The organism is Streptomyces sp. GSL17-111 (assembly GCF_037911585.1).
GTDB lineage: Bacteria > Actinomycetota > Actinomycetes > Streptomycetales > Streptomycetaceae > Streptomyces.
Genome location: NZ_JBAJNS010000001.1, coordinates 5,837,375 through 5,855,131, shown reverse-complemented (window position 1 = coordinate 5,855,131; position 17,757 = coordinate 5,837,375). Strand labels below are relative to the sequence as shown.

At 75.6% G+C, this 17,757-nt stretch carries 1 protein-coding gene (running past one end of the window); it reads right to left on the bottom strand.

The window, feature by feature from the left end; genetic code table 11:
- Nucleotides 1–147: 147 nt before the first annotated feature.
- On the bottom strand, nt 148–17,757 hold the 3' portion of the coding sequence (locus tag V6D49_RS25655) for a type I polyketide synthase (protein ID WP_340563433.1). 12,168 nt of this gene lie beyond the right edge of the window; only the last 17,610 of its 29,778 coding nucleotides appear in the window; its start codon lies off the right edge, out of view — the gene reads right to left on this strand; the stop codon is at nt 148–150.

Sequence of the window (17,757 nt, the reverse complement as noted above, 5' to 3'; positions counted from 1 at the left end):
ACCTAATATCGGCAGGGAAATTCCTTGCGGAAACTCTCGCTGAGCCTACGAACGGCGCCGAGTCGTGGACAACCCCTAGGCAGACCCCTTAGGGGCTGGAGCCTGCCGACGGCTCCGCGGGGGTGTTCAAGCAGGCGGAAAAGGTGTTCACTCCTCCCCATTCTCCAGGGCTGCAAGGATGAGGGCGTCAACGTCCATCTTGTCGATGTCGCTGTCCGACGGGGCCTCTTCGGGGTCGTCCGCAGGGATATCCGCAGCCGTCGCCGACGAGGGGCCGGAGGCCGGCTCCGCGTCGGAAGCGGCCGCTGCCGCGATCTCCTCCGCGAGGTGGGCCGCGAGGGCGGCAGGGGTCGGATAGTCGAAGACCATCGAGTTGGGGAGCGCCAGTCCCGTGACCTCGGCGAGCCTGCGCCGGATCTCGACGGCCGTCAGCGAGTCGACGCCGAGCTCGGCGAAGCCGCTCCGTGCGGCGACACCGTCCGCCTCCCGGTGACCGAGGACGTCGGCGACCTGACGGCGCACCAGGTCGAGGAGAGCGCGTTCGCGCCGGGCGGGGGAGAAACCGGCCAGGCCGACGGCGTACGCGGTGAGTCCTTCCTCCCTCGCCTCTTCCTCCCCCGTCCCGCCGTCGGTGAGCGGCGCGAACAGCGGGGCGGGACGGCCGGCCGTGAAAGCAGGCAGGAAGCGGCTCCAGTCGACGTCGGCGACGGTCACGCAGGTGTCCTGCGTGCCGAGCGCGTCGGTCATGGCCCGCAGAGCCGCGTCGGATGGCATCGCCGTCAGGCCGCGCCGGGCGAGATAGGCGGCGGCGTCCCCGTCGGCCCCACCGACGCCGGTCGCGGCCATACCCTCCCCGGCCCAGGGGCCCCAGGCGAGGGAAAGGGCCGGACGCCCCTGGGCACGGCGGCGTTCGGCGAGCGCGTCGAGACTGGCGTTGCCGGCCGCGTACGCCGCCTGCTCCCCGCTCCCCCACACTCCGGCGATGGACGAGAACAGCACGAACTGCTCGGCGTCGGGGAGGAGTTCGTCGAGGTTGCGGGCTCCGTCCACCTTGGCCCGGATGACCTCGCGGTAACCGGTCGCGTCGAGGTCCTTGAGAGCGCGGGCGGTGTCGGTGCCGGCGGTGTGGACGACGGCCCGGACCGGGTGCGCGGCCAGCAGCGCGGCGAGCTCGTCGCGGTCGGCGACGTCGCACGCCACCACGACGGCCGTGCAGCCGAGCGCGGCGAGTTCCGCCACCAAGGCTGCCGCGCCCGGCGCGCTGGGCCCGGACCTGCTGGTGAGGACCAGCTTCGCGGCACCCTGCCGGGCGAGCAGGCGCGCGACGTGCCCGCCGAGGGCACCGGTGCCGCCGGTGACGAGCGTGGCGCCCGCCGCCGGGGCCCAGGACCCGCCGGGTGCCAGCGGCGCGCGGCCCAGGCGGCGCGCCAGGATGCGGCTGCCGCGGAGGGCCACCTGGTCCTCCGTACCGCCGAGGACCGCCGGGATCAGGGCCAGGGTGTCGGCAGCGGGCTGCTCGGGCAGGTCGATGAGACCGCCCCAGCGGCGGGGGTACTCGAGGGCCGCGACCCGGCCGAGTCCCCATACCTGGGCGGCGCGGGGGTCGGCCACGGTGCCGCCGGCACCGACCGCCGACGTCGTCGCGCACCACAGGGGCGAGCCCAGTCCGGCGCGTACGACGGACAGGACGGTCTCCGGGTCGGCGGAGAGCAGCAGCACCCCGTCGGCCGTGTTCGTGGCGGACAGTTCGTCCGGCGTGCAGACGGTCGTCCCGGCACCGCTGTCGCGTAGCGCGGCGGCCACGGCCGAGGCCGTGCCGGTCTCCTCGCGGGCGGCGGCGACGAGCCAGTGCCCGCCGGCCGGGCCCGCCGCCGGGACGTCCGTCCACTCGACGCGGTACCGCCATCCTGACGCGGCCTCGCGCAGGACGCGGGCGCGGCGCCATCGGGCGAGCGCGGGCAGCGCCTCGGCGAGCGCGGTGGCCGCGCCGGGGTCCATCCCGGCGAGGGCGCCGAGGTCGCCGGAGTCGACGGCCTCCCAGAACTCGTTGTCGGCCGGGCCGGTGTCCGCCGTGCGGGCCTCGGGCCAGTAGCGGCTGCGGTCGAACGCGTAGGTGGGCAGTGCGGCCCGCGGGCCGGTGCCGAGGACGGCCTGCCAGTCCACGTGGGTGCCGCGGGTGTGCGCGGCGGCCACAGCGGCCAGCAGGGTCACCGGTTCGGCGCGGCCGGGCCGCAGCACGGGTACGGCGACGACGTCCTGGCCGGCGGTGGCGTCGGCCAGTGCGCTGAGCACACCGTCCGGGCCGAGTTCGACGCAGACGCTGACGTCCCGGCGCCACAGTTCGGCGACGGCGTCGGCGAACCTGACCGGCTCGCGTACCTGGCGGACCCAGTACTCGGGGGTCGCCGGGTCGCCCGGCGCCGTGCAGACCAGCGGGACGGCCGGTGCGTGGTAGGTCAGTTGCTCGGCGACCGCGCTGAACTCGTCGAGCATCGGCCGCATGCGGTACGAGTGGAAGGCGTGCGAGACGACGAGCCGCCGTACCTTGCGGCCCTCCGCCCGCCAGCGCTCCTCGCAGTCGGCGATCGCCTCCTCGTCGCCGGACACGGTCAGCGCCCTCGGGCCGTTGACCGCCGCGAGGTCCACGCCGTCGGGCAGCGTGAGTTCGTCCTCCGCGGCTTCGACGGCGAGCATCGCGCCGCCGGCGGGCAGCGCCTGCATCAGCCGGGACCGGGCCGCCACGAGCGTGCAGGCGTCGTCGAGCGACAGCACGCCGGCGACGTGGGCGGCGGCCAGCTCACCGATCGAGTGGCCGACGAGCAGGTCCGGCCGTACGCCCCAGGACTCGACCAGCCGGAACAGCGCCACTTCCAGGGCGAACAGCGCCGGCTGGGTGTACTCGGTCCGGGCCAGGATGTCGTCGTCGGTGCCGAACACCACCTCCCGCAGCGGTCGGCCAAGGTCCAGACGCTTGCCGACGGCGTCGAAGGCCGCCGCGAACACCGGGTACGCGTCGTACAGTTCGCGGCCCATCCCGACGCGCTGCGCGCCCTGGCCGGCGAAGAGGAAGGCGGTGCGCGACTCGTCCGCACGGCCGACCGGGGCGCCCGGTTCCCCTTCGGCGAAGGCACGCAGGGCGGCGAGGAGTTCCGTCCGGTCGGTGCCGAGCAGCGCCGCGCGGTGGACGAGTCCCGCGCGGGAGCCGACGAGGGCGCGGGCGATGTCCACGGCCGGGACGTCCGGGTGCGCGACGGCGAACTCGAGCAGCCGCGCAGCCTGGCCGCGCAGGGCGGCGGCCGACCCGGCGGAGAGCAGCCAGGGCAGGGCGGCGGGCGCCGTGTCCGGCTCCGGCACCGCGGTCAGGTCCGCCGGCCGCTCGGGCGGGGCCTCCTCGACGATGACGTGGGCGTTGGTGCCGCTGATCCCGAACGAGGAGACACCCACGCGGCGCGGGCGGCCGGTACGCGGCCAGGGCCGGGCCTCGGTGAGCAGTTCCACCGCGCCCGCGGACCAGTCGACCTCCGGGGTCGGCGCGTCCACGTGCAGTGTCCTCGGCAGCGTGCCGCGGCGTATCGACTCGATCGCCTTGATGACGCCGGCGACACCGGCGGCGGCCTGCGTGTGGCCGAGATTCGACTTGACCGAGCCCAGGTGCAGCGGCTCCTCGCGCCCTTGGCCGTAGACGTCCAGGACGGCCTGCGCCTCGATCGGGTCACCGAGCCGGGTGCCGGTGCCGTGCGCCTCCACCGCGTCGATCTCGGCCGGCTCCAGTCCGGCCGCCGCCAGCGCGGCGCGCATGACCCGCTGCTGGGAGGGACCGTTGGGGGCGGTGAGGCCGTTGGAGGCGCCGTCCTGGTTGACGGCCGAGCCGGGGATCACCGCGAGGACCGGGTGGCCGTTGCGGCGGGCGTCGGAGAGGCGTTCCAGGAGGAGCAGGCCCACGCCCTCACCCCAGCCGGTGCCGTCCGCTGCGGCGGCGAAGGCCTTGCAGCGGCCGTCGGCGGCCAGGCCGTTCTGCCGGCTGAAGCCGATCAGCACGTCCGGGGTCGCGACGACGGTGACACCGCCGGCGAGCGCCATGGTGCACTCACCGCCTCGCAGCGACTGCGCGGCCAGGTGCAGCGCGACCAGCGACGCCGAGCAGGCGGTGTCGACGGTGACAGCCGGTCCCTCCAGGCCGAAGGTGTACGAGAGTCGGCCGGAGGCGACGCTGCCCGCGCTGCCGGTGACCAGGTGGCCCTCGGCGTCCTCCGGCATCCGCAGCCCCACTCCGTAGCCGGATCCCATCGCACCGGCGAACACGCCGGTCCGGCTGCCGCGCAGGGTCGCGGGGTCGATGCCGGCGCGTTCGAAGGTCTCCCAGGCGGTCTCCAGCAGGAGCCGCTGCTGCGGGTCCATGGCCAGCGCCTCGCGCGGCGAGATGGCGAAGAGCGCCGCGTCGAAGTCGCCCGCGGTCTCGACGAACGCTCCGCCGCAGGCCGCGATGGCGTCGCCGCGGCCCGGTGAACCGAGGTTCCAGCCGCGGTCGTCGGGGAACGGGCCGACCGCGTCCCGTTCCTCGGCCAGCAGCCGCCACAGGTCCTCGGGCGAGCCGACCCCGCCCGGGTACCGGCAGCCCATCGCGACGACGGCGATCGGCTCGCCGGCCGGCGGCAGTGCCGCCGGGGCCGGGGCGCTGCCGGGCACGGTGGTCCGCGGGGCGGGTGCCGTGGCGACGGGCCGCTCGTGCGGGTCGCCCGCCGGGACGGCGGCGCCCGGCGTGGTGGTCCGCCTGGTGCTCACCGTGTCCGCGAGCCGCTCGTGCAGGTGCTCCGCCAGGGCCCTGGGCGACGGGTGGTCGAAGACGACCGTCGCGGGCAGCTTGAGACCGGTGAGGGCCGAGAGCCGGTTGCGCAGCTCCACCGAGGTGAGTGAGTCGAAACCCAGCTCCCGGAAGGCCCGGTCGGCGGCGGCGCGCTCTCCGGGCACGTGGCCCAGTACGGCGGAGACCTCGTCACGGACCAGGTCGAGCAGCAGCCCGGCCGGGTCGGCGGACGCCGCCAGCCGCGCCGCGAGTCCGCTTCCGCGGTCCTCGCCCGACACGCCGGCCTTGCGGAGCCGGGCCGGGACGCGCACCAGCGCGCGCAGCAGCGGCGGCACTTCGTGCGCCGCGCGGACCGGGGCGGGGGCGAAGCGGGTCGGCACGAGGTGGGCGCGCCCGGCTGCCAGCGAGGCGTCGAAGAGGGCGAGGCCCTCCTGGGCACCGAGGGCGTCACCGAGCCGGGTGAGCCGGGCGACCGCCGTACCGTCGAGGTGCTCGGACATCGCGCCGGGCTGCTCCCACAGGCCCCAGCCCAGCGAGACGGCGGGCAGGCCACGGTGCCTGCGGTGGGCGGCGAGACCGTCCAGCACGGCGTTGGCCGCCGCGTAGTTGGCCTGTCCGGCGGCGCCGATGGTAGCGGCGAGCGAGGAGTACAGCACGAACAGGGCCAGGTCGTGTCCTGCGGTCAGCTCGTGCAGGTGCAGGGCCGCTTCGGCCTTCGGCGCGAACACCGTGGCGAGCCGTTCGGGGGTCTGCGCCTGTAGGACGCCGTCATCGAGGACGCCGGCGGTGTGGACGACGCCCGTCAGCGGGTGCGCGGCCGGGATCCGGGCGAGCAGCGCGGCCAGCGCCTCGCGATCCGCCGCGTCGCAGGCGACGACGTGGACGTCGGCACCCTGTCCGGCCAGTTCGGCGACCAGTTCCCGCGCGCCGGGGGCGTCGGGGCCGCGGCGGCCGGTCAGCAGCAGGTGCCGGACGCCGTGCCGTTCCACCAGATGCCGGGCCAGCATCGCGCCCAACGCTCCGGTGCCGCCGGTGACGAGGACGGTGCCGTCGGGGTCGAGCCGTACGGGGCCGTCCGCCCCGTCGGCGTCGGATGCGGTGACCGGGTCGGGCCTGAAGCGCCTCAGCCGGGGCACCAGCACCCGGCCCCCGCGTACGGCCGCCTGCGGTTCGTCCGCCCCGGCCAGCAGGCCGAGGACGGCGGCGACCTCGTCGTCGGCGGTGTCCGGGCCGTCGGTGTCGAGCAGCACGAAGCGCCCGGGGTGCTCGGTCTGCGCCGTGCGTACCAGACCCCACGCGGCGGCGGCGAGCGGATCGGCGATGTCGTCGCCGGGTACGGCGGCGACCGCGCCCCGGGTACGGACCACCAGCCGCGCGTCGGCCGTGCGTTCGTCGGCGAGCCAGGCCCGGACGCCCGCGAGGACCTCCGCCGGGCCGGCGGGCGCCTCCCACAGGGCCATCGGCGGCACCTCGGAGAGGGAGTCCGGGCCGTCCACGGTCACGAACGTCTCCGCCGCGCCGGCAGAGGTCGCGGCCGTCCCGTCCAGCTCGGTCCACACCACTTCGAACAGGGAGTCGGCAGCCGGATCCGGGGCCGTGCCGCCGGTCGCCTCACGCAGCGTCAGGGACGCGACCGACAGCACGGGCAGGCCCGCGTCGTCGAAGGCGTCCAGTGTCACGGCTTCCGGTCCCGCGGGCGTGACGCGTACCCGCAGGGTCCGCGCGCCGACCGCGTGCAGCGCGACGCCCGACCACGAGAACGGCAGGCGCGGTGCCGGCGGGGCGGCCTCCCCGGGGCCCGCGAGCGCCAGCGCGTGCAGCGCGGCGTCCAGCAGCGCGGGGTGCGCGGCGTAGGCGTCCCCGCGCTGCGCCTCCGGCAGCGCGACCTCGGCGTGCAGCACGTCCCCGGACCTCCAGGCGGCCCGCAGGCCCCGGAAGGCCGGCCCGTACTCCAGGCCCGCCGCGTCCAGCAGCGTGTAGTGCCCCGCCAGGTCCACGGGTTCGGCGCCGGCGGGAGGCCATACCGCCTCCGGCGCCGGCTCCGTCGGCAGGTCCGCCGCGAGCACACCGGCGGCGTGGCGGACCCAGGGTCCGTCGAAGCCGGTCTCGGGTCGGGCGTAGACCGCCACCTCGCGTCCGCCGCCGGCCGCGCCGCCCTCGGCGCCGACCACGACCTGGAACCGTACGGCCGTCCGCTCCGGTAGGACCAGCGGCGCGTGCAGGGTCAGTTCCTCGACGAGCCGGCCGCCGGTCATGCGGGCCGCCTGCAGCGCAAGTTCGAGCAGCGCGGTACCCGGGACGAGGACCGTGCCGCGGAAGCGGTGGTCCGCGAGCCAGGGGTGCGCCGAGGTGGACAGCCGACCGGTGAGCACCAGCCCGTCGTCGGTCACCGACGCCACCGCGGCGCCCAGCAGCGGGTGGTCGACGCCGGCCAGGCCGGCGCCCTCCACGTCCGCGGGACCGGATTCGGACAGCGCCCAGTACCTGCGGTGTTCGAAGGCGTACGTGGGCAGATCGGCGCCCTCGACCGCGTCCAGCGGCCATTCCACGCGCGCGCCGGACACGTGCAGGCCGGCCAGGGTGTGCAGCAGTGCCTCGGTCTCGGGGACGCCGGGCCGCAGCGTCGGCACGGCGACCGTGTCGTCGACCAACTGGAGGGCGATGGCCGCAAGGCCCCCCTTCGGGCCGATCTCGACGAACCTCCGCACCCCGCTCAGCCGGCGGACGGCGTCGGCGAAGCGGACGGTCCGCCGCATCTGCTCGACCCAGTATTCCGGTGAGTCGAGCCGTCCGGGGCCGGTGGCCGACATGGGGACGGAGGGCTCGTGGTGGGTGAGGCCGGCCGCGACGGCGGCGAGTTCGGCGAGGGCCGGGTCCACGTGGTGGGAGTGGGCTGCGAGAGAGACGGAGATCTCCTTCACCCGACGTCCGTCGGCCCGCCAGCGGGCCCCGAGCTCGTCGAGCACCTCGGCGTCGCCGGAGACGACCAGCGCCTCGGGCCCGTTGACGGCGGCGAGGGACGCGCCGTCGGGCAGCGGCAGGATGTCCTCCTCGCGCCCCTCCAGGGCGAGCATCTTCCCGTCCTCGCGCAGGCCGAGCAGCAACCGGGCGCGTGCCTCCACCAGGGTGCAGGCGTCGTCGAGGGAGAGGATGCCGGCGATGTGCGCGGCGGCCAGCTCCCCGGTGGAGTGGCCGAGCACGACGTCCGGGGTGACGCCCCACGACTCCAGCAGCCGGGCGAGGGACACCTGGAGGGCGAACGTCCCGGCGTGAGCGTAGCCGGCCCGCTCCATCAGGTCCCCGTCGCCGAACAGGATCTCGGACAGGGGCGTCCCGAGGTCGATCCGGGCCGCCACCGTGTCGAACGTCTGGGCGAACGCCGTTTGGGTCGCGTGGAGTTCGCGTCCCATACCGGCGTACTGGGAGCCCTGGCCGGTGAAGACGAAGGCCGTGCGTCCTTGCGCCGCCGTGCCGAGGACGACGTCCGGCGCCGCGGTTCCGGACGCGAGCGCGTCGAGACCGGCGAGCAGTCCGTCGAGGTCGTCATGGCGGCCGACGACGACCGCCCGGTGGTCCAGCGCGGCCCGCCCCGTGACCAGGGTCCGGGCGATCTGCGCCGGGTCCGGGCCCGGACGTCCGGCCGCGAAGGCCCGCAGGCGGGCGGCCTGGGCGCGCAGGCCGTCGGCGGTGCCGGCGGAGACCGGCCAGGCGACGTGGCGGGCCCGCGTGCCGGTGTCCGGCTGCCGGGCGGCCGGCAGCGCGCGGGGGGCGGGCGGCTCTTCGAGGATGACGTGCGCGTTGGTCCCGCCGATCCCGAACGAGGAGACCGCGGACCGGCGCGGCCGGTCCCCGCGCTGCCACGGCCGCGCCTCGGTGAGCAGTTCGACGGCGCCGGCGGACCAGTCCACCTGGCCGGTCGGCTCGGAGACGTTGACAGTGCGCGGCAGGACGCCGTTGCGCATCGCCTCCACCATCTTGATGACGCCGCCGACGCCCGCGGCACACTGGGTGTGGCCGATGTTCGACTTCAGCGAGCCGAGCCAGAGCGGCTGGTCGTCCTCGCGCTCCTGCCCGTACGTCGCCAGCAGCGCCTGTGCCTCGATCGGGTCGCCGAGCCGGGTGCCGGTGCCGTGAGCCTCGACCGCGTCGACGCCTGCGGGGCCGAGACCCGCCGCGTCCAGCGCGGCCCGGATGACCCGCTGCTGAGCGGGGCCGCTGGGCGCGGTGAGACCGTTGGAGGCGCCGTCCTGGTTGACGGCCGAGCCCCGGACCACCGCGAGGATGCGGCGCCCGTTGCGGCGCGCGTCGGAGAGGCGCTCGACGATGATCATGCCGACGCCCTCGGACCAGCCGGTGCCGTCGGCGTCGGCCGAGAAGGACTTGCAGCGGCCGTCGGGCGCGAGCCCCTTCTGCTTGCTGAGCTCCGTGAACACGTCCGGGGCGCCGAGCACGGTCGCGCCACCCGCCAGGGCGAGGTCGCATTCGCCGTTGCGCAGCGACTGCACCGCCAGGTGCAGGGCGACCAGCGAGGCCGAGCAGGCGGTGTCCACCGTGACGGCGGGGCCCTCGAGCCCGAAGGTGTAGGCGATCCGGCCGCAGACGACGCTGCCGGACATGCCGGTGAGTAGGTGCCCGTCGATCTCCTCGGGGAGGTTCGCACCGCTGGCGTAGCCGACGTTGGTGGCCCCGACGAAGACACCCGCCGGGGTGCCGCGCAGTCCGGCGGGGTTCATGCCGGCCCGCTCGAACGCCTCCCAGGAGGTCTCCAGGAGCAGCCGCTGCTGCGGGTCCATGGCGAGCGCCTCGCGCGGCGAGATGCCGAACAGGTCGGCGTCGAAGTCGCCCGCGCCGTCGAGGAAGCCGCCGAGACGGACATCGGAACTGCCGCGGCGGTTCGGGTCGGGGTCGTAGAGCGCGTCGAGGTCCCATCCCCGGTCCTCGGGGAAGGGCATCGAGACGCTGTCGCCGGCCATGACGAGCCGCCACAGGTCCTCGGGGGACGCGATGCCACCGGGGTAGCGGCAGGCCATGCCGATGATGGCGATCGGCTCGTCGCTGCGGGCGGCCGTCGGTCGCGGCTTCACGGCCTTGTCCCGGGCGCCGCCCAGTTCGGCCAGCAGGTGCTCGGAGAGCGCGGCCGGGTTGGCGTAGTCGAAGACGAGGGTGGCGGGCAGTCGGAGGCCGGTGACCGTGTTGAGGCGGTTGCGCAGTTCGACGGAGGTGAGCGAGTCGAAGCCCAGCTCGCGGAAGGCGCGGTCCGCCGTCACCTCGTCGCCGGATGCGAAACCGAGCACGGCGGCGCTCTCGGCACGGACCAGTTCCAGGAGCCGGCGTGCCGGGTCGGCGGCGGTGGCGAGGGTGGCCGCGAGGCCTTCCCGGCCTCGTCCGCCGCCAGACCGGCCGGCCACGGCGCGGGTGACGCCCGCGAGGCCGCGCAGGATCGCGGGGACCTCGGCGGCCGCACGCAGCCGGGCCCGGTCCACGACCGCGGCCACCAGGTGCGGGCGGGCGGCGGCGAGGGCCGCGTCGAAGAGGGCGCACCCCTGTGCGTCGGTCAGCGGCGCGCCGAGTCGGCTCGCGCGGGCGAGGGCGGTCGCGTCGAGGTGGCCGCTGATACCGCTCGAACGGGCCCACAGACCCCAGGCCACAGAGACGGCCGGTAGGCCGAGCGCGGCCCGGTGCTGCGCCACGGCGTCGAGTACGGCGTTGGCCGCCGCGTAGTTGGCCTGGCCCGGGGTGCCGAGGGTGGCGGCCACCGAGGAGTAGAGGACGAAGAACGACAGGTCCAGGTCCCGGGTCGCCTCGTCGAGCACCACCGCCGCGTCCGCCTTGGGTGCGAGGACGGCGCGCAGGCGCTCGGGCGTCAGGTTGTCGGCCATCGCGTCGTCGGCCACACCCGCCGCGTGCACGACACCGGTGAGCGGATGCTCGGCCGGCACGTCGGCCACCAGGGCCGTGAGCGCGTCCCGGTCCGTGATGTCGCAGGCCGCGAACCGCACCGAGGCACCCAGGTCCGCCATTTCGGCGGCGAGTTCGGCGGCGCCGGGGGCCTCGGCGCCGCGCCTGCCGGCCAGCAACAGGTGGCGGGCGCCGTGGCGCTCCACCAGGTGCCGGGCGAGCAGCGAGCCGAGCACGCCGGTGCCGCCGGTGACGAGGACGGTGCCCTCGGGGTCGAGGACAGCGGCCCTCGGCTCGTCGGCGGGTTCGCCCGCGGGGCGGAACCGGGTGAGCCGGGGTACCAGCAGTCGGCCGGCCCGCAGCGCCGCCTGCGGCTCGCCCGAGTCGAGAAGCCGCGCGACGGCGGACGCGAGACCGTCCTCGGTGTCCGCGTCCAGCAGCACCAGCCGGTCGGGGTGTTCGGACTGAACCGAGCGGACCAGCCCCCACGCCGCCGCCCGCTGCGGGTCGGTGATCTCGGCGCCGGCGGCGACGGCACCACGGGTCAGGACCACGAGCGGATTGCCGTCCTGCGGCGCGCCGGCCAGCCGGGTCTGGAGACCCGCCAGCACCTGCACCGCGTCGGCCGGGGCGCGCCACACCAGCACTCCGGCGGCGTCCGCCACGTCCGGATCCGCCGGGTCGTCCACCACCAGGCACACGGGTCCCGCGTCCCCGGCCTCCGCGTCCACCGCACCCAGCGGCGTCCACGCCACCTCGTACAGCGGATCGGCGGTCGGCGCGGCCCCACTGGCGAGGGTGCGGAGGATCAGTGCGTCGGCCGTCAGCACCGGCATGCCCGACTCGTCAAAGGCGGCGACCGACACCGTGTCCTCGCTCACCGGGGTGAGGCGGACCCGCAGCACGGCGGCGCCCGTGGCGTACAGCGAGACGCCGCTGAACGCGAACGGCACCCGGGCCGCCCCGTCGGCGCCGAGCGCACCGGCGGCAAGCGCCTGGAGCGCGGCGTCGAGGAGTGCCGGATGGAGGCCGTAGCCGTCCGCGGCTCCCTTCCCGTCCAGCGCGACCTCGGCGTACAGCGTGTCGCCGGACCGCCAGGCGGCCCGCAGGCCCCGGAAGGCGGGGCCGTAGGACAGGCCGGCGTCGGCCAGGGCGGAGTAGTGGGCGTCGAGGACGAGTTCCTCGGCGCCGGCGGGCGGCGAGGCGTCGTCGTCCGGGAGCGGGACCTCCTGCGCGGTGAGCAGACCGCTCGCGTGGCAGGTCCATGGGCCGTCCTCGTCGGCCTCGGGCCGTGCGTGGACGTCGAGCGCACCGTCGGTCGCAACCCGCACCTGCACCTGCACACCGCCGCGGCCGGGCAGGACGAGCGGCGTGTGCAGGGTGAGTTCGTCCAGCCGGACGAAGCCGGCGGACGCGCCCGCGTGCAGGGCCAGTTCGACGAAGGCGGTGCCGGGCAGCACGATGCCCCCGTGCACGACGTGGTCGGCCAGCCAAGGCTGGGCGGCGGTGGAGAGGCGGCCGGAGAGCAGCAGCCCGCCGTCGACGGCCGGAGACATCTCGGCCCTCAGCAGGGGGTGCCCACCGGCGCGCATCCCGGCCGCGCCGAGGTCTCCGGCCCCGTGCCCGGGACGCACCCAGTAGTCCTCGCCCTGGAAGGCGTAGGTGGGCAGGTCGATGCGGCGGGGGGTCCACGGTGCGTAGACGGCGGCCCAGTCGGGGGTGACACCCGTGGTGTGCGCACCGGCGAGGGCGGTGAGCACGGACTCGGTGTCCTCGCGGTCGCGACGCAGGAGGGGCAGGGCGGGCGCTGCGTCGTGCAGGTGCGGCACGAGCGCGGACAGCACCCCGTCCGGACCCAGTTCCAGGAACACCCGCACATCGGCCAGCGGCGCGACGGCGTCGGCGAAGCGGACGGGCTCGCGGATCTGGCCCACCCAGTAGGCGGGCGTGGCCATATCGCCCGGAGCCGTGGCCACCACGGGGATCGTCGGGGCGTGGTAGGTCAGCGACTCCGCGACGGCCGCGAACTCGGCCAGCATCGGCTCCATCAGGTGCGAGTGGAAGGCGTGCGAGACCGCCAGCCGCTTCACCCGCACGTTCTGGGCGCGCAGCCGCTCCTCCAGCACCCCGATCGCGTCCGCGTCACCGGAAACCGTCACCGACATAGGCCCGTTCACCGCCGCCAGACACACACCCTCCGGCAGGTCCAGATCGTCCTCGGCCGCCTCCACCGCCAGCATCGCACCGCCCGCCGGCAGCGCCTCCATCAACCGGCCACGCGCCGACACCAGCGCACACGCGTCATCCAACGACAACACACCCGCCACATGCGCAGCCGCCACCTCACCCACCGAATGACCCACCAGCACATCCGGCACCACACCCCACGACTCCACCAACCGGAACAGAGCCACTTCCAGAGCGAACAGCGCGGGCTGCGTGTACTCGGTCCGGCCCAGGATGTCGTCGTCGGTGCCGAACACCACCTCCCGCAACGGCCGATCGAGATCCACCCGCGCACACACCGCATCGAACGCCTCGGCGAACACCGGGAACGCCTCGTACAACCCACGCCCCATCCCGACCCGCTGCGCACCCTGACCCGAGAACAGGAACACCGTCCGACCCTCACGGGCCGTGCCGGTGACGAGCGCCGGGTCGGGGCGTCCCTCGACCAGGGCGGACAGTGCCTGCGCCGCCTGCTCCGGACCGCGGGCCAGCACGACGGCGCGGTGGGTAAGCGCGGCCCGGCCGGTGGCCAGGGTGTGGCCGATGTCCTCCGGTCGGGCGGCCGTCGCGCCGAGCAGCCGACCGGCCTGTGCGGCCAGCGCGTCGGCGCTGTGCCCGGACAACGGCCACGGCACGACGGCCGGTTCCCGCTGCGGCCGCGGGGGCACGGGGGCCACTGCCGACTCCGGTGCCCCCTGCGGGGCGGGCGGCTCCGCCAGGACGACGTGGGCGTTGGTACCGCTGATGCCGAACGACGAGACGCCCGCCCGGCGGGGCCGGTCCGACCGGGTCCACGGCCGGGCGCGGTCGAGGAGTTCCACCGCTCCGGCCGACCAGTCGACGCTCGACGCGGGCCGGTCGGCGTGCAGAGAGGCGGGGAGCATCTCGTGGCGCATCGCCTGAACCATCTTGATGACACCGGCGACGCCCGAAGCGGCCTGGGTGTGACCGATGTTGGACTTGACCGACCCCAGGTAGAGGGGCAGGCCGGTGCCGCGGCCCTGACCGTAGGTGGCCAGCAGCGCCTCAGCCTCGATCGGGTCGCCGAGCCGGGTGCCTGTGCCGTGCGCCTCAACGGCGTCCACGTCCGCCGGTTCCAGGCCCGCGGAGGCCAGCGCGGCGCGGACGACCCGCTGCTGCGACGGGCCGTTCGGGGCGGTGAGGCCGTTGGAGGCGCCGTCGGAGTTGGTCGCGGATCCGGCGACCACGGCGAGCACCGGGTGGCCGTGGCGACGGGCATCGGACAGCCGCTCCACCAGCAGCAGACCGATGCCCTCGCCCCAGCCGGTCCCGTCGGCCGCGTCGGAGAAGGGCTTGCAGCGGCCGTCGGCGGCCAGCCCCTGCTGGCGGCTGAACTCGACGAAGGCACCGGGCGTGGCCATGACGGTCACGCCGCCGGCCAGCGCGAGGTCGCACTCGCCGTTGCGTAGCGCCTGCGCCGCCAGATGCAGGGCGACCAGGGATGACGAGCAGGCGGTGTCGACGGTCACCGCAGGTCCCTCGAGACCGAAGGCGTAGGCGACACGGCCGGACAGGATGCTGGCGGATCCGCCGGTGGCGACGTGGCCCTCCAGTCCGCCGCCGGAGTCGGCGAGGGTGAGCCGGGCGTAGTCCTGGCCGTTGGTGCCGGCGAAGACGCCGGTGCGGCTGCCGCGCAGCGCGTGCGGGTCGATGCCGGCGCGCTCCAGGGTCTCCCAGGACGTCTCCAGTAGGAGCCGCTGCTGCGGGTCCATGGCCAGTGCCTCGCGGGGCGAGATGCCGAACAGGGCGGCGTCGAAACGGCCCACGTCGTCGAGGAACGCCCCCTCGTCGACGTACGAGGTGCCGGGGCTGTCGCCGGCGGCGAGTGCTTCCAGGTCCCAGCCGCGATCCGTGGGGAAGGGCCGGACCGCGTCGCGTCCCTCAGTGACCAGGTGCCACAGGGTCTCGGGGTCGGTGACACCGCCGGGGAAACGGCAGGCCATCGCCACGATGACCACCGGGTCGTCCGTGACGGCCGCGCCGCCGGCCCCGGCCGGGGTCCGGGCCGGGTCGGCGGCCTCGCCGAGCAGTTCGGCGAGGCGGGCGGCGAGCGCGGCGGCCGTGGGGTGGTCGAAGGCGATGCCCGCGGGCAGTCGCAGCCCGGTGGTCGCGCTGAGGCGGTCGCGGAGTTCGACGGAGGTCAGCGAGTCGAAGCCCAGATCGGCGAAGGCCCGCTGCGCGGCGATGTCCTCGGCCGAGCGGTAAGCGAGCGCGGCGGCGGCCTCGGTGCGGACCAGGTCGGTCAGCTGCCGGATCCGCTCGGCGGGGGGCATGGACCGCAGCCCGGCGGCGAACTCGGTCGCGACGCCACCGGAGGCCTCCATGTCGGCGGCGTCGACGAACTCCTCCAGCAGCGGGCTGGGGCGCCCGCTGGTGAAGGCGGCGCCGAAGCGGCTCCAGTCGACATCCGCGACGGTGACGCAGGTGTCGCCCGTGTCGAGGGCGTCCCCGAGCGCGGCGAGCGCGCGGGCGGGGTCGAGGGCGTTCAGACCGCGGCGGCGCAGGGCCTCCTCGGCCTCGGCGTCCACGAGCATGCCGGACTCGGCCCAGGGCCCCCAGGCCACCGAGGTGGCAGGCAGCCCCAGCCCGCGGCGGTGCTCGGCCAGGGCGTCCAGGTAGGCGTTGGCCGCCGCGTACGCGGGCTGACCGCCGCTCCCCCACACGCCGGCGATCGACGAGAACAGCACGAACGCGTCCAGGTCGGTGCCGGCGAGCAGTTCGTGCAGGTGGGACGCGCCGTCCACCTTGGCGCGCAGGACCTCGGCGAACTCCTCGCCGGTGACCGCCGCCAGCGGCTGCGTGCCGTTCACGCCCGCGGTGTGGATCACGGCCGTGACGGGGCGCGCGGCCAGCACTGCGGCCAGGGCGTCACGGTCGGCGACGTCGCACGCGACGGCCTCGGCCCGTACGCCACGTTCCGCGAGCGCGGCGATCAGGTCGGCCGCGCCCGGCGCGTCGGGCCCGCGACGGCTCGTCAGGACGAGATCACGCGCGCCGCGCTCCGCCAGCCAGTGGGCCACGCGGGCGCCGAGACCGCCGGTGCCGCCGGTCACCAGCACGGTCCCCGAGGGCCGCCAGGGCTCGGTGGAGCCGTCCGCGGAGCCGGAAGCGGCACCGGAGGCGGGCGCCGAGGCGGCTGCGGGGCCGGTCAGCGGGGCCCGGCGCAGCCGTCGGGCCAGTACACCGGATTCCCGTACCGCCACCTGGTCCTCGCCGTCGGCGTGGGTGAGGACGGCGAGGAGCCGGGCCGCGGCACGGCGGTCGAGCGTGGCGGGCAGGTCGATCAACCCGGCCCATTTGCTGGGTAGTTCGAGTGCGGCGACGCGGCCCATGCCCCACAGCAGGGCGCCCGAGGGCTCGGTGAGCCGGTCGGCCCGGCCCACGGCGACGCTGCCGCGCGTCAGCACCCACAGCGGTGCGGGAGGGTCGACGCGGAGGAGCGGCAGCAGATCGTCCGGTCCGGACGGCAGACAGACCACTCCCGCGACATCGGCGAAGGAGTCGAGTGCGGCGTCGAACGGGGCTCCGACGACGCTGCCGGAGAAGGCCTCGGCGAGATCGTCGGGGACCGAGCCGTCGGCGGTGAGCACGAGCCAGGTACCGGTGGTCAGGGCGGGCCGCTCGGGCAGCGGCTGCCAGACGGCTCGGTAGCGCCACGAGTCGAGCACGGCGCGCTCGCGCCGACCGCCGCGCCAGGCGGACAGCGCGGGGAGGACGGCGTCGAGCGTGTCGGTGTCGAGGCCGAGGGTCCGGGCGACCTCGGCTGCGTCCTGCCGCTCGATGGCCTCCCAGAACCTGCTCTCCACGGCGTCGGCCCCGGCCGCGGTCCGCGGGGCGGGGTCGATCCAGTAGCGGCGCCGCTGGAACGCGTAGGTGGGCAGACCGTCGGACCGTACGGGACCCGCCGGTAGGAGGGCGGACAGGTCCACGGCCACGCCGTGGACGTGCAGCGTCGCCACGGCGCGCAGCAGCGACTCGGGCTCGGGGTTCTCGGCGCGCTGTGCGGGCACGGCCGTGACGGGACGCCCGTCGAGGCAGCGCCGGGCGGCGCCGGTGAGGGTGCCGTCCGGGCCCAGCTCCAGGAAGACCCCGGCGCCGGATTCGTGAGCCTGACGTACGGCGTCGGCGAAGCGGACGGGCTCGCGGATCTGACCCACCCAGTAGGCGGGCGTGGCCATGTCGCCCGGAGCCGTGGCCACGAGGGGGATCGTCGGGGGGTGGTAGGTCAGCGACTCCGCGACGGCCGCGAACTCCGCCAGCATCGGCTCCATCAGATGCGAGTGGAAGGCGTGCGAGACCGCCAGCCGCTTCACCCGCACGTTCTGGGCGCGCAGCCGCTCCTCCAGGGCGTCGACCGCGTCCGCGTCACCGGAGACCGTCACCGACGCCGGCCCGTTCACCGCCGCCAGACACACACCCTCGGGCAGGTCCAGACCGTCCTCGGCCGCCTCCACGGCCAGCATCGCACCGCCCTGCGGCAGCGCCTCCATCAACCGGCCACGCGCCGACACCAGCGCACACGCGTCATCCAGCGACAGCACACCCGCCACATGCGCGGCCGCCAACTCGCCTATCGAATGACCCACCAGCACATCCGGCACCACACCCCACGACTCCACCAACCGGAACAGCGCCACTTCCAGAGCGAACAGCGCGGGCTGCGTGTACTCGGTCCGGCCCAGGATGTCGTCGTCGGTGCCGAACACCACCTCCCGCAACGGCCGGTCGAGATCCACCCGCGCACACACCGCATCGAACGCCTCGGCGAACACCGGGAACGCCTCATACAGCCCACGCCCCATCCC